Annotated in this window: 13 protein-coding genes and 1 pseudogene; 8 read left to right on the top strand and 6 right to left on the bottom strand. The window is 62.3% G+C overall.

What is annotated here, in order from left to right; translation table 11 throughout:
- Positions 1–67: 67 nt before the first annotated feature.
- The 4 genes from ACP7B7_RS04860 to ACP7B7_RS04875 all read left to right on the top strand — a co-directional run bounded on the left by ACP7B7_RS04860 (position 68) and on the right by ACP7B7_RS04875 (position 5,358).
- Complete coding sequence (locus tag ACP7B7_RS04860) at positions 68–2,911, top strand: M16 family metallopeptidase (RefSeq protein ID WP_426075927.1); 2,844 nt, start codon at positions 68–70, stop codon at positions 2,909–2,911.
- A gap of 82 nt (positions 2,912–2,993) precedes the next feature.
- Positions 2,994–3,191, top strand: a complete 198-nt coding sequence (locus ACP7B7_RS04865; protein WP_308925517.1) for a hypothetical protein — start codon at positions 2,994–2,996, stop codon at positions 3,189–3,191.
- 197 nt (positions 3,192–3,388) lie between these two features.
- Positions 3,389–4,258, top strand: coding sequence for a ThiF family adenylyltransferase (locus ACP7B7_RS04870; RefSeq protein WP_426075928.1), 870 nt, complete (start codon positions 3,389–3,391; stop codon positions 4,256–4,258).
- A complete protein-coding gene (locus ACP7B7_RS04875) occupies positions 4,258–5,358 on the top strand; it encodes a molybdopterin biosynthesis protein MoeY (protein ID WP_426075929.1) in 1,101 nt (366 codons plus the stop codon). The genes ACP7B7_RS04870 and ACP7B7_RS04875 overlap by 1 nt, the downstream gene beginning before the upstream one ends.
- On the opposite strand, the gene ACP7B7_RS04880 is transcribed toward ACP7B7_RS04875, so the two are convergent.
- From ACP7B7_RS04880 to ACP7B7_RS04890, 3 genes are all read right to left on the bottom strand, one after another.
- A complete protein-coding gene (locus tag ACP7B7_RS04880; RefSeq protein WP_308925520.1) occupies positions 5,355–6,356 on the bottom strand; it encodes an EDSAP-1 family PEP-CTERM protein in 1,002 nt (333 codons plus the stop codon). The genes ACP7B7_RS04875 and ACP7B7_RS04880 overlap by 4 nt on opposite strands.
- A gap of 126 nt (positions 6,357–6,482) precedes the next feature.
- Positions 6,483–7,460 carry an EDSAP-1 family PEP-CTERM protein gene (locus ACP7B7_RS04885; RefSeq protein ID WP_308925521.1) on the bottom strand — a complete coding sequence of 326 codons (978 nt, stop codon included), beginning with the start codon at positions 7,458–7,460 and terminating at the stop codon, positions 6,483–6,485.
- 202 nt (positions 7,461–7,662) lie between these two features.
- A complete protein-coding gene (locus ACP7B7_RS04890; protein ID WP_426075930.1) occupies positions 7,663–8,874 on the bottom strand; it encodes a glycosyltransferase in 1,212 nt (403 codons plus the stop codon).
- A gap of 118 nt (positions 8,875–8,992) precedes the next feature.
- On the opposite strand from ACP7B7_RS04890, the gene ACP7B7_RS04895 reads away from it, so the two are divergent.
- The 4 genes from ACP7B7_RS04895 (at position 8,993) to ACP7B7_RS04910 (ending at position 10,521) form a co-directional block, all read left to right on the top strand.
- Positions 8,993–9,166, top strand: a complete 174-nt coding sequence (locus tag ACP7B7_RS04895; RefSeq protein ID WP_308925523.1) for a hypothetical protein — start codon at positions 8,993–8,995, stop codon at positions 9,164–9,166.
- A 177-nt stretch (positions 9,167–9,343) separates the two neighbouring features.
- A complete protein-coding gene (locus ACP7B7_RS04900) occupies positions 9,344–9,481 on the top strand; it encodes a hypothetical protein (RefSeq protein WP_308925524.1) in 138 nt (45 codons plus the stop codon).
- Positions 9,482–9,610: 129 nt separating this feature from the next.
- On the top strand, positions 9,611–9,979 hold the full coding sequence (locus ACP7B7_RS04905; protein ID WP_308925525.1) for a hypothetical protein: 369 nt from the start codon (positions 9,611–9,613) through the stop codon (positions 9,977–9,979).
- 83 nt (positions 9,980–10,062) lie between these two features.
- Positions 10,063–10,521 carry an acyl-CoA thioesterase gene (locus tag ACP7B7_RS04910; RefSeq protein ID WP_308925526.1) on the top strand — a complete coding sequence of 153 codons (459 nt, stop codon included), beginning with the start codon at positions 10,063–10,065 and terminating at the stop codon, positions 10,519–10,521.
- A gap of 89 nt (positions 10,522–10,610) precedes the next feature.
- On the opposite strand, the gene ACP7B7_RS04915 is transcribed toward ACP7B7_RS04910, so the two are convergent.
- From ACP7B7_RS04915 to ACP7B7_RS04925, 3 genes and pseudogenes are all read right to left on the bottom strand, one after another.
- Positions 10,611–12,017, bottom strand: coding sequence for a DEAD/DEAH box helicase (locus ACP7B7_RS04915; RefSeq protein ID WP_219114225.1), 1,407 nt, complete (start codon positions 12,015–12,017; stop codon positions 10,611–10,613).
- 347 nt (positions 12,018–12,364) lie between these two features.
- Positions 12,365–12,886 (bottom strand): helix-turn-helix transcriptional regulator, encoded by a 522-nt coding sequence (locus ACP7B7_RS04920; protein ID WP_308925527.1) that lies wholly within the window; start codon positions 12,884–12,886, stop codon positions 12,365–12,367.
- Between the two features lie 5 nt (positions 12,887–12,891).
- A pseudogene (locus ACP7B7_RS04925) lies at positions 12,892–13,170 on the bottom strand (hypothetical protein).
- Positions 13,171–13,236 lie beyond the last annotated feature (66 nt).

Here is a 13,236-nt window from a genome sequence, read left to right on the forward strand (position 1 = left end):
CTATTTTTAATCGGTGTTTCCGCGATTCGGTGTAAGGTATGCTTGTTGCATCTACCTATGAGAATACATGAAGCTGAGTAAATTACGCCTGATCTCGGGCGCCGTGCTGCTGGCCTGCGCTTCCCTGGCGCAAGCGGAACTCCGTTTGAGCGATCCCCTGCCGGTGGCGCCGGAAGTAACGGTCGGAAAACTGCCGAACGGGCTGACCTATTACATCAAGAAAAATGCCCGTCCCGCGCAGAAAGTCGAATTGCGCCTGGTGGTGAAAGCCGGCTCCATCCTGGAAGACGACGATCAGCAAGGCCTGGCCCATTTCACCGAACACATGGCCTTCAATGGCTCGACGCATTTCAAGCGCAATGAACTCATTTCGTATCTGCAATCGATCGGCGTGAAATTCGGCGCCGATTTGAACGCTTATACCAGCTTCGATGAAACCGTTTACGTGCTGCCGATTCCCACTAACAAGAAAGGCAACCTGGAAAAAGGTTTTTTGGTGCTGGAAGACTGGGCCCACGGCCTGAAATTCAATCCGGCCGATATCGACAGCGAGCGCGGCATCGTGCTGGAAGAGGCGCGCCTGGGCAAGGGCGCCAGCGACCGCATGAACAAGGTCCTGTATCCGAAACTGCTGAACGGTTCGCGCTATGCCGAGCGCATGCCGATCGGCAAGGAAGAGGTCCTGAAGACCTTCAAGCCGGACGCCATCAAGCGTTTCTACAAGGACTGGTACCGGCCCGATCTGATGGCCGTGATGGTGGTCGGCGACGTCGAGCCGAAACAGGCTGAAAAATTGATCCAGCAGCACTTCGGCAAGCTGAAAAATCCGGCCCAGCCGCGTCCGCGCGTCTACGCGGAAGTGCCGCAGCGCGCGCAGACGGAAGCGCTGGTGATCACCGACAAGGAAGCGGCGGACGACACCGTGTTCATCCGTTATCCGATCCGCCCGGCGCAGGAACCGGTGACGATTGCCGATTACCGGCGCCAGATGATCGAGAACCTGTATGGCCAGATGCTTAGCGCGCGCATGCAGGAACTGACGCAGCAGGCCAATCCGCCGTTCATCCAGGGCGGCAGCAGCATGGGCAAGCTGGTGCGCGGCTATGAATCGTTCAGCGCGTATGCCTTGCTGGGCAAGGGCGGCGTGCAGCCGGCCGTCGATGCGCTGGTGCGCGAGGATGAACGGGCGCGCCGCTTCGGCTTCAGCCAGGACGAGCTGGACCGCGCGCGCAAGAACATGCTGCGCAATTACGAGCGCGCCTGGAACGAGCGCGACAAATCCGATTCGGCCGGCTTCGTGGCCGAGTATTCGCGCAACTTCCTGGAACAGGAAGCGATTCCCGGCATCACCAATGAGCTGATGTATGCGCGTGAATTGCTGCCGCAAGTGTCGTTGCAGGAAATTAACGAGACGGTGGCGAAAGTCATTCCCGAGCAGCAAAAGAAACTGGTGGTCTTCATGGGCGCCGAGGCCAAGCCGGGCGGCACGGTGCCGAGCCGGCAGCAGTTGCTCGATGCGGTCGCCAGCGCCGAGCAGCAAAAAGTCGAGCCCCATACGGAAAAAGTGGTGGCCGGCAGCCTGATGGACGGCCCGCCGCCGGGCGGCAGCATCGCCAGCGAGAAGCTCAACAGCGCCATCGGCGTGACGGAGCTGATCTTGGGCAATGGCGTGCGCGTCTTGTTGAAACCCACCGATTTCAAGAACGACCAAGTGCTGATGGGCGCCACCCGCTTCGGCGGCCAGTCGCTGTATGACGACGCCGATATCTATAACGCCCGCTATGCCAGCGCCATTGTCGGCAGCATGGGCCTGAAGGACCTGGCGCCGCTGGACCTGCAGAAAATCGTTGCCGGCAAGACGGTCAACGTGGGCGCCTCGCTGGGCGAACTGAGCGAAGGCTTTGGCGGTTCGTCGAGCAGCGCCGATGTCGAATCGATGCTGCAACTGGTATATCTGTACATGCATGACGTGCGCAAGGATGCCGACCTGTTCCAGTCGTATATCGGCAAGCAGCAGGATCTGGCGAAAAACAGCCTGGCGCAGCCTGATGCCGTGTTTTATGACGCCGTGCAGCACACCATGTTTGGCGACAATCCGCGCGTCGACGGCGTGCCGCGCGTGGCCGATTTTGACAAGGTCAGCCTTGACCGTTCGCTGGAGATTTTCCGCCAGCGCTTTTCCAGCGCGCGCGACATGACCTTCATCTTCACGGGCAGCTTCGAGCTTGACAAGATCAAGCCGCTGATCGCCAGCTACCTGGGCGCCTTGCCGGTGACCGAGGTGGCGCACGCCTACCGCGACGTGGGCATGCGCCCGGTGCAGGGCGTGGTGAAAAAAGCCGTCTACATGGGCAGCGAGCCGAAAAGCACGATTTCCATCACTTTTACCGGCGACGTGGCGTATTCGGACGAGCAGAAGCTGACCTTGCAGGCGCTCGGCGAAGTGCTGAACCTGAAGGTGATCGAAGTGCTGCGCGAAAAGATGAGCATGATCTATGGCGGCGGTTTCGAGACCTCGATGGGCCAGCATCCGTACGGCCATTATTCGGTGGCGCTGAACCTGCCCACCGGGCCGGAAAACGTCGACAAGGTGATCGCCGCCGCCTTTGCCGAAATCAACAAGATGAAAAAGGAGGGCCCAAGCGCGCTTGATCTGGAAAAGGTCAAGCTGAACTGGATCACGCGTCAGCAGAAGGCCATGCGGGAAAACAACTACTGGATGAGTCAGCTGATGGGCTCGGTAACCCAGGGCCGCGATCCGGCACAGATCCTGCGCTTCGAGCAGCGGGTGCGCGCCATCACGCCGCAAGCGGTAAAACAGGCCGCCCAGCGCTACCTGAACCTGGACAATTATGTGCAGGTGGTGCTGTACCCGGAACAGAAAAAGGTGGCGCTCAACAACGGCAAATAATGGCAGGCGCAGGCGGCGCGGCCGGAAATGGTAAACTGGCGCCTGCCGATGTGATGGCAAACGAACTCTCAGAAAGCGCAAGATGGCCAAGAAAGAAGAACTCGATCCGGAAACCCTGGAATTGATTAACTGGTGTATCGAAGTCGAAGGCTTTTTAGTCGCCGGCGGCGCCACGGTGGAACAGGCGCAGGAGCATATCGAAGAGCAGGTCGAGTGGTTCACCGACCAGTTCTACGATGGCTTGACGCCGGAAGAGGCGGCCAAGGAAGCGTTGGCCTGAAGGCTAAGCCTCCAAGCGAAGCTCTTTAGTCTCAATCATCGCGGGCGGTGCCTGCCGGGTGACGCCGGTCGCGCCGCCCGTTTTGCTTTTTAGATCAGATTGGATACGGCGCAAGTTTTTTTAGTTTCAAGGGAACTTTTTATTTCAGTGTTTGTCTCACTTTCTTGGTCCTTTATCGGACATCAGGAAAGGTGAGCATGACAGACGGTTTTTCTTATCACGCGGCATTTGCCCGCAACCTGGGCTGGGTCACCCGGGCCGAACAGGACAGCCTGCGCGGCAAGCGGGTGGCGATAGCCGGCATGGGCGGCGTCGGTGGCGTGCATTTGCTGACCCTGGCGCGGCTGGGTATCGGCGCGTTTCATATCGCCGATTTCGATACCTTCGATATCGCCAATTTCAACCGCCAGGCCGGCGCCATGGTGTCGACCCTGGGCCAGCCCAAGGTCGACGTGCTGGCGCAGATGGCGCGCGACATCAATCCCGAACTCGACATCAAGCTGTTCCCTGACGGCATCAACGATGCCAACCTGGCCGATTTTTTCGAGGGCGTCGACCTGTACGTGGACGGCCTCGATTTCTTTGCCTTTCCCGCGCGCCAGGCCACGTTTGCCATGTGCGCCAGGCTGGCGATACCGTCGATCACGGCCGCGCCGCTGGGCATGGGCACGGCCGTGCTCAGTTTCCTGCCGGGCCAGATGACGTTCGAGCAGTATTTCGGCTGGGGCGACCTGCCCGAGGAAGAAAAAGCGCTCCGCTTCCTGGTCGGCCTGGCGCCGACCGGACTGCATGGCCCGTACCTGGTCGATCCATCGGCCATCAATCTGAAGGAGCGGCGCGGGCCGTCGACCATCATGGGCTGCCAGCTGTGCGCGGGCGCGGCGGCCACCGAGGCGCTGAAGATCCTGCTGGGGCGCGGCAAGGTGATGGCGGCGCCACGTGGCATGCATTTCGATGCCTACCGCAACAAGATGGTGCATACCTGGCGTCCGGGCGGCAACCGCCATCCCCTGCAGCGCCTGGCGATGGCCATCATCAAGCGGCGCCGCGCCGCCAGGGGCGGCTGATGGCGACCACCTTGCCGATCGACGCCGTGCTGGAAGACATCCTCGACCAGGCGCGCTGGGCGCCCAGCGGCGACAATACCCAGCCCTGGCGCTTCGAGGTGCGCGGCGCGCGCCATGTGGTGGTTCATGGCTTCGATACGCGCAGCCACTGCGTGTATGACCTCGATGGCCACCCCAGCCAGCTGTCGCTGGGTGCGCTGCTCGAAAGCCTGGCGCTGGCGGCCAGCCGCCATGGCTTGCGCATGCAAGCCCAGCGGCGCACCGGCATGCCCGAGCACCTGCCCACCTTTGACACCGTCTTCGTTGACGCACCGGGCCTGGCGCCCGATCCGCTGGCGGCGTTCTTGCCGCAGCGTACGGTGCAGCGCCGCAAGCTCAGCACGCGCAGCCTGCGCGTCAGCGAAAAGGCGGCACTGGCGGCCAGCCTGCCGCCCGGTTTCGGCGTGCTGTGGCTGGAAGGCACGCGCACCCGCTTCGCGTCCGCGCGGCTGATGTTCAACAATGCCCGCTTGCGCCTGATCATGCCCGAGGCGCACAAGGTGCACTGCGACGTGATCGAATGGAATGCCCGCTACAGCGTCGATCGCATGCCGGACCAGGCGCTCGGCGTCGATGCCATGACGGCGAAATTGATGCGCTGGATTATGCGCAGCTGGCGACGCGTGGATTTTTTCAATACATGGCTGGCCGGTACCCTGGCGCCGCGGCTGCAGATGGATTTGCTGCCGGGCTGGTACTGCGCCGCGCATTTCGCGCTGCTGGCCGAGTCGCCACCGCGCCATGTCGACGATTACGTGGCCGCCGGGCGCGCCATGCAGCGTTTCTGGCTGACGGCCACCGAGCTGGGCTTGCAGATGCAGCCGGAACTGACGCCGCTGATCTTTGCCCGCTACGTGCGCGAGCGGCGCATTTTTTCACGCACCGAGGGCTTGCAGGAAGTCGCGCAGGAACTGGCCGTGCAAACGCGCACCCTGCTCGGCAAGGAACACACCGAGCGGGCCGTGTTCCTGGGCCGCATCGGCGCCGGGCCACCGGCCCAGGCCCGTTCGCTGCGCCGTCCGCTCAGCGAACTGATCGTGGCGCCGGTGGCGGGCAGCTAAGCTCTGTCGCCGTCGTCTGGCCCCAGGAGACGCCCCAGCCCGGCCAGTGCCGCCAGGCCGGCCGCCAGCAGCAGCAGGGTGCCGGGCAGCGGCAATTCGGTGGTCACGGGCATGACCGCCAGCTGCGCGCTGTTGATCATATTGAGCACCAGTGTGTAATTGCCGGCGTCCAGACGGTCGCTGATGGCGCTAAATTGTCCGCCGCAACCGGTGCCGGTGCCGGTGCCGGTGGGTGTGCCGCAGCCGGTGGGGTCGTAGCTGAACAGGCTGCCGCTGCTTGGCGGCGTCTGTGCATAGTTGATATTGAGATTGGCGTCATCGGCCTGTTCGGTGCCGCCCAGTATGCCGGAGCCAAGCTCGCCGTCAGGCGCCCAGTTGAAGACGATCTGGCCAGCTTCGTCGACGATGGAAAAAGTGAACGCGGTGCTGGCGTTGGCGAAGGAGCCGGTGGCGGCGCTGGCATCGAGGTAGAGCTGCATGAAGGGCGCGGCCTGGAACTGGAGCGCCAGGGTGGCGCCGTCCTGTCCCACCACCAGGTCGACGGCGAAGGCGGTGGAGGAGCCGTTGCGTCCGGACGCATCGGCGCTGCCGGTGCCAGCCAGCAGTATTTCCGCCACATTCGCCACATGGGTGCTGTCCGAGCCGGGCGGAAACGGCGGAATTTGCGAGCTGATGATTTGCGCGTCGCCGCGCGCATAGGAGGCATTGCCCATGCCTTGCGGCGCGAAGTCGTTCTCGCCCTTGAGTACCTGGCCCAGCGAGGCTTGCAGCGCGTCGATCTCGTTGGCGCCGCCGTGGATCACGTTGCGGCTACCCAGCGTGGCTGTGGTGTGCGAGACATCGATATTGTTGAACACGGTGATGGCACCGGTCGGATTGCTGATGGTGAAGCCAAAGATATTGCTGTATGAGTAGCCATACGCGGCCGCGCCAGCCTGGTTGGCGAGGCACGGCAGGGCCAGCAGTAAAATCGCCATGCGTGCGGAAAAAAATGCCATACGAAGTCCTTTGCCTGGCCTGTTACTTGTGTCCGCCGCTGTCTGCCTGGGCTGTAAGGAAAAGCGACAGTGCGGCGGTAAAAAAGGCGAGGAAACTTCCCCGCCTGTCAAAGCCCTGTCCAATAATCAGGCGGTCACCTTGCGGCGGTTGGCATAGCACAGGCCGGCCAGGCCCAGACCCAACAAGGCCAGGGTGCCTGGCTCGGGCACCGCCTGCTTGACCAGATCCACGCTTTCCACCTGGTTCAGCACCAGCGTGTAGTTGCCGGCAACCAGGGTATTGGTCACGGCGCTGAAGCTGCCGCCGCAAGCCGTGCCCACACCGGTGCCCGTCGGCGTGCCGCAGCCGGTGGGATCAAAGGTCAGCAGGTTGCCGCTCGTCAGGAAGTTGGTGGCCAGGCCGGTATTCAGGTTGGCGGAATCGGCCGCTTCCGTGCCGCCGAAGATGCCGGAGCCGAGCAGGCCGTCGGGCGTCCAGTTGAAGACGATGTTGCCGGCTGCATCGGTGATGCTGAAGGTAACCACCAGATTGGCCGTGGCACTGGACTGCAGGCCCACATTCGGTTGCAGGAAGACTTGCATGAACGGCGCCGCCAGGAAATCGAAGCTCAGGGTAGCCGTTGGCGAGCCGACCACGAAATCGACCGAAATGCCGGTGGTCGAGCCATTGCGGCCCGAAGCGTCGGCGGTACCCGCTGTATCGAGGTGGGCCTCGGCCACGTTGACGGCCTGGGTGGAAGTGGAGCCGGCCGGGAAGGGCGGAAATTGCGTGCTGACGATTTGCGCGTCGCCGCGCGAATAGGTGCCGGTCGGGCCTTGCTGCGTGAAGTCGTTCTGGCCCTTGGTGACGGCGCCGACGGTGGCTTGGGGCGCATCGAGGAAGCCCACGCCGCCTTGAATCACGTTGACGCCGTTCAGGGTGGCGGTGCTGCGCGAGATGGTCACGCTGTTCAGGGCGGTGACCGAACCGGTCAGTGGCGTCAGTTGCAGGCCGAAGATGTTGTTGTAGGAATAGCCGTAGGCGCCTGCTTGCGCGCCGCCGGCAGCGCACAGCAGGGCCAGCGCCGCTGCGGCGGGAAGCAGTTTCAGTCGGGAGAGTTTCATTTTAATTACCTCACAGCATGGAGTGGACAAGAAGGGAAGTCTGGTTTGAGTCCTGAAGACAGGTGCTCATGGCCATTCCCAAGCGACTTCCATGCCAAGCGTGGTCTTTGCTTGTAAATCAAGCACTTGCGTTATCGCTGTTGATGCCTGGCAGGGTTTGTACGGCGGGCTGTAAAAAATGCCGACGCTCCTGTTGGCGAGCTCAGGCAAGCAGGGTGCGCATGCGTTCCTGCAGGCGAGCCTGCGGCACGCAGGCCTGGAAGGCCGCCGCCAATTGCCGCGCCGCCTGCCGTGCTTGCGGGCTACCGAGCAGGTGCGTGACGGCCTGGCGCAAGGCGTCTTCCTTGAATCGGTCGGCGCGCAGCAGCAGGCCGGCGCCGGCCGCGACGATGCCGTGCATATTGAGAAACTGGTCGAGGTTGCCTGCGATGCCGATCACCGGCACACCGGCTGTCAATGCCTGCTGGCTGGTGGGGCTGCCGCCATTGCAGATCACCAGGCTGGCGCGCCGCGCCGCCGCATCGCCCGGCAGGAAGGGCGCCACATGGGCGTTCGGCGGTACGCTGCCCAGTTCGATGTTGCCGGCCGTGGCGGCCATCACGGTGACCGGCAAGGTCGATAGCGCATGCAGCACGCGCGGCAGCAGCTGCGACTGGCCGGAGCTGCCGAAGGTGACATAAATCAAAGGACGCCCCTCCTCGCCGCGCTCCAGCCCCTGCCACCAAGGCGGCAAGTCCATCGGTGGGGCCCAGATGACGGCGCCCAGGTAGCCGTGATGGGCGGGCATGGCCAGCGGTGGAAACAGCTGCGGGATATCGGCGTACAGGGTCTGGTCGGCATCGGTATAGATGCGGCGCAAATCGCTGCCCAGCGTGGGCAGGCCATGGCGGCGGCGCACGCGGTTCAGGGGTACGGCATGGCTGGCAAAGGCCAGCGGGCGTATCATGCGGAACAGGGGGTTGGCCAGCCAGACCGGCAGCAGGCGCGTCAGCGGCAGGCTGGGCACCGTGTAATGCGGGCGCACGTATGGACTCCAATAGGCATTGCTGACGGTAATGTAGGGGATGCGGCGCAGCCGGGCGCTGACCGACAGCGACAAGCGGAAGTCGCCGATCACCAGGTCCGGCCGCACCTCATCGAACAGGCGCAGGTCATCTTCCACGTAGGCTTGCAAGGTGGCTTCGTCATACACGGGCTTGCCTTGCGCCAGCGCCTGCAGGAATTGCCGCGATGGGATGCTGCCGATGCGCCAGCGCTGGAAGGGCACGCCCTGGAAGCAGAAATCGTAGCCATCGGCGCAGGCGAAGTGCACCTCGTGGTGTGCATCGTCCAGCCCTTGCGCCAGGGTCAGCGGACGGCCCACATGGGCCAGGGTGACGGCTTCGGCGACAAAGAGAATTTTCTTGCGCTGCATCGTTGCTCCGTTTGTCGGCATGCACCGTTAGAGCAATACGAAACGGATTGGTTCCCGCGACGCTGTGCGCGCCAGGATTTTTGGGCATGCGTTACAGTGCTGGTCAAGGAGGAACGCCATGAATACACTGCACAGCAAACCCGATTTGTACGCCCACAGCACCCCTGAGCCGGACAATGTCCCGCCGCCGGAAGGCGATCCGGTGAGCCCGCCGCCGGAAAAAATGCCCGACGTCGATCCGGTGCCGATCGAAGAGCCCACCCCGCCACAACCGCCGGTCAAGATGCACTGATGGCTGGCCAGGCAGCGCGTGGCGCCGCGGCGTCACGCCACGCCAATAAAACAACAGAGATCGCACAAAGCGCAGGCTGGCGCATACAAAGCTGCGGCGAACTGCCGTGTGTCACGCGGTCGTCACGATTCTGTTCTTATAATGAGACATCACATAATTCATGTACAGGAGACCATCATGGGCAATTCCCTGCATAACAAAATCTACCTGGGCCGCCGCCCTGTGCTGGACAGCAAAAGCTTGCTGGCACTGGCACTGACGGGCGCGGTAGCCGGTTGCGGCCTGGCCTGGCTGCTGTTGCGCACCTTCAAATAAACAGCGTGTTGACGCCATTTCAGCGGGCCGGGCGCAGCGCGCACGGCCACTGAATCACCTTGCCTGTTGCCGATGCGCAGCGGGGCGCGTACCATGAGGGCCGAACACCTGGCCTTTTATGGAAAAGTAATGAAGAACGAGAAATTAACAACCGATGAATATGACGCGCTGGAGCAGGTTGCACGCGGCATCAAGACCGAGCGCCCGAGCGCTTGCGTTGCCCGCAATGCCAAGCGCCTGTCGGGCCTGAAGCTGCTCAGCTATGCCAGGGATGGCCGTTTGTCCATCACCGACAAGGCGCAGCAACTGTTGTTCCTGCGCCGCTGCATCATGGGCTTGCGCGCCGTCGCGGCCGACCCGCTGGCCAAGCTCGACACCGAGGTGGCTTACTTCCTGGGCAAGAAAGCCCATATCGTGGCGCGCGCCGAAGGCGAGGGGCACGACATTTCCGACAAGGGCCGCGAATCGCTGGCCGACATCGATACGCTGGGCCTGTAAGGCCTGCCACCGGCCCTTGAGGCCGGTTTTCAATTCCCCCTCACTTTTATCTTTTCCCTTTGGAGAACACTTTGGACAGCGCGATGAACTGGTCGGCCCACGAACTGACGATGACGGTCCTGATGACGCCCGATATGGCCAACTTTTCAGGCAACGTGCACGGCGGCACCATTTTGAAGTACCTCGACAGCGTCGCCTACGCCTGCGCCAGCCGCTATTCGGGCAGCTATGTGGTGACCCTGTCGGTCGACCAGGTGATGTTCCTGCAGCCGATCCACGTCGGCGAGCTGGTGACCTTCCTGGCGTCCATCAATTACACCGGTACCACCTCGATGGAAGTGGGTATCCGGGTGGTAACGGAAAACATCCAGCAGCGCCTGGTGCGCCATGCCAACAGCTGTTATTTCACCATGGTGGCGGTCGACGCCAATCGCAAGCCGGTGGCCGTGCCGCCCTTGGTGCTGGAGACCGACGAGCAGAAAGTGCGCTTCGAGCAGGCCAAGCTGCGCAAGCTGTCGCGCCAGAAAGTGTCGAAGAAATAAACGCCGCAGGACATAAAAAAACGGCCACCAGAAGCGATTCTGGTGGCCGTTTTTATTGCTCGCTCGCTAGCCGAGGCGTTCTTCCGTGATTAACGGTCGCCGTAGCTGCGGCGTGCGCCGTCGGTGCTGCGCGGGTTCGAACCCTTGTAGCCGCCGCCGGTGCTCGGGGCGCCGTCCTTGCGTGGTGCGCCAGGTTTGCTGAACGTGCGTTGGCCTGGTTTTGCGCCGCCGCGGTTGTCGCCTGGTTTCCAGCCGCCTGGACGGGCGCTCGAACGTGGCGCCGATGCGGTTTTCTTCGGCTCGAAGCCTTCGATCACATTGACCGGGATCAATTGCTTGGTGAAGCGTTCGATGCGTTTGACGTTCATGCCTTCAGCGTGGTTCACCAGCGAGATCGCCAGGCCATTGCGGCCGGCGCGGCCGGTGCGGCCGATGCGGTGGACGTAGTCTTCCGGGAACTTCGGCAGATCGTAGTTGAACACGTGGGTGATCGTCGGCACGTCGATGCCGCGGGCGGCAACGTCGGTGGCAACCAGCACCTTGACCTGGCCGCGGCGCATGCCGTCCAGGGTACGGTTACGCGCGCCCTGGTGCATGTCGCCGTGCAAGGCGGCAGCCGAGAAACCGGCGATGTTCAGGCGGTCGGCGATGGTGTCGGCGTCACGCTTGGTGGCGGTAAACACAACGGCCTGGTCCAGCGATTCGTCGCGCAGCAGGTGGTCCAGCAGGCGATTCTTGTGCGACAGATCGTCGACGAAGTGGACGCGCTGGGTGATGTTTTCGTGCTTGTTCGATGAACCGGCGATCTGGATGACCAGCGGGTTTTTCGTGATGCGGCGCGCCATGTTGCCGACGACGCCGTCCAGGGTTGCCGAGAACAGCATGGTCTGACGGCCTTCTGGCGTGGCTTCGACGATTTTTTCGATGTCGTCGATAAAGCCCATGTCCAGCATGCGGTCAGCTTCGTCCAGCACCAGGATTTCCAGTTGCGAGAAGTCGATCTTGCCCGAATCCATATGGTCGATCAGGCGGCCTGGGGTGGCAACCAGGATTTCCGGGTTCTTGGCCAGCAATTGCATCTGTTTCGGGTAAGGCATGCCGCCGAGGATCGACACAGCCTTGATGCGGCGGATGCCGGTGCTGTACTTGTCGGTATTGGTGGTCACTTGCAGGGCCAGTTCGCGGGTCGGCGTCAGCACCAGCATTTTTGGCTGGGCAGCCTTGAAGCGTGGACGCTCGCCGCGGGCGCGCGACGCTTGCATTTCCTGGTTCGGCGTCTTGCCGGCGGCGCTTTGTTCGGCGCTGGCCAGTTTGTGCAGCGACGGCAGCATGAATGCCGCGGTCTTGCCCGAACCGGTCTGCGACGAGACCAGCAGGTCACGGCCTTCGATCGCGGCAGGAATCGCTTGCGACTGTACCGCGGTTGGCGCGGTGTAGCCCGATTCGGTCAGAGCGGCGATGATGGACGGATGCAGGCCTAAGGATTCAAATGTCATTCTTTTTTCTTTCGTGAAAATCAGCGTTCTTGCAAAAAGCAGAACGCAAAATAGCAACGCCAACCAAAACGAAATGACTCAACTAAAAAGAAATTTCGGCACAAAAGCTTTGCGCCGGGACGGTGTCAGGTGCGACACACAAGGCGGGAGGGCTTTAATAAGCGGCATCCTGAGGATGCGCTAAGGCTTGCGAAGCTGCTAAATTTATCGTGCATCTCACTGCGGAGGGAAACATATTGCAGCGCACAACGACACTATACCGTATTTCCCACGGTTCTGCACGTTCTAAATGAGTTTGCCTGCGCCGGGCGCCAGATTTGTAGCATTTCCGGTAGTAAAAAACCGCATTAGCGCAGCATGGCCACGATGTCGGCTGGCAACGGCGCCGCGATTGCCGCATCCCTGGCGAGATTGACCTGCATGGTCGCCTGCGCCAGTTCGACCAGATTGTCTTGCAGTGCATAACCGCCTTTGGCTTGCAGCCAGGACAGTACTTGCGCCAGACGCCAGATGGTGGTGCTGCCTTCGTGCACGGGCGCCGGAAAACTGTGGCGATACTTGTTCATCAGCTTGTGCATGTTTTGCCGCGTCAGTCCCAGTATTTGGGCGACGTCGCTCAGGCCGACGAAATCGGGCGCCGCCTCGACCAGGGTGGCGCCGGGAATGGCGGCCTTGACGTCGGCCATGGCACTCAGCAGCGCCGTCTGCGCGCTGGCGGCGTCGCGCGTGAATTCCAGCGCCAGCCGGCCCTGCTGGCCCAGGCCCAGCAGGGCGTCGTCGCAGCCGCCGCTGCCGAGCCGTTCGGCCAGCGCATCGAGGTCGCTTCCCTGTTCCGGGAGGCGGTATTTGAGCGTGAAGAGATAGTCCATGGCAGCTACCTTTGCGGTTTCTTGTACATGATGTCAAGAATCACTTTTTGCGCGCTACAGTGATCGACCACCCGGCGCAGCGCCCGCGCATGGTTGGTGGCGTTCTTCGGCGTGCTCCAGATGCAGGCGATGCAAAACTCGCCGCAGCGGCATTGGGCATCGTTCCAGGGGCAGTACATCTTGCCTCAGGCATGGCTGCCACCGATTTCCACGCGCCAGCCCTGGCTTTCCGCGTGACGCAACGCCGCTTCGATGTCTTTTTTGGGGTGCGAAGAGCGAGCCATGGCATGCCTCCCAGAGTAGGGTGAAATATTTCGGTTGTCAAGTGACAACCGCAAGATTCCGGCTGC

The sequence above is a fragment of the Janthinobacterium sp. PSPC3-1 genome (assembly GCF_049896105.1).
Lineage (GTDB): Bacteria > Pseudomonadota > Gammaproteobacteria > Burkholderiales > Burkholderiaceae_D > Janthinobacterium.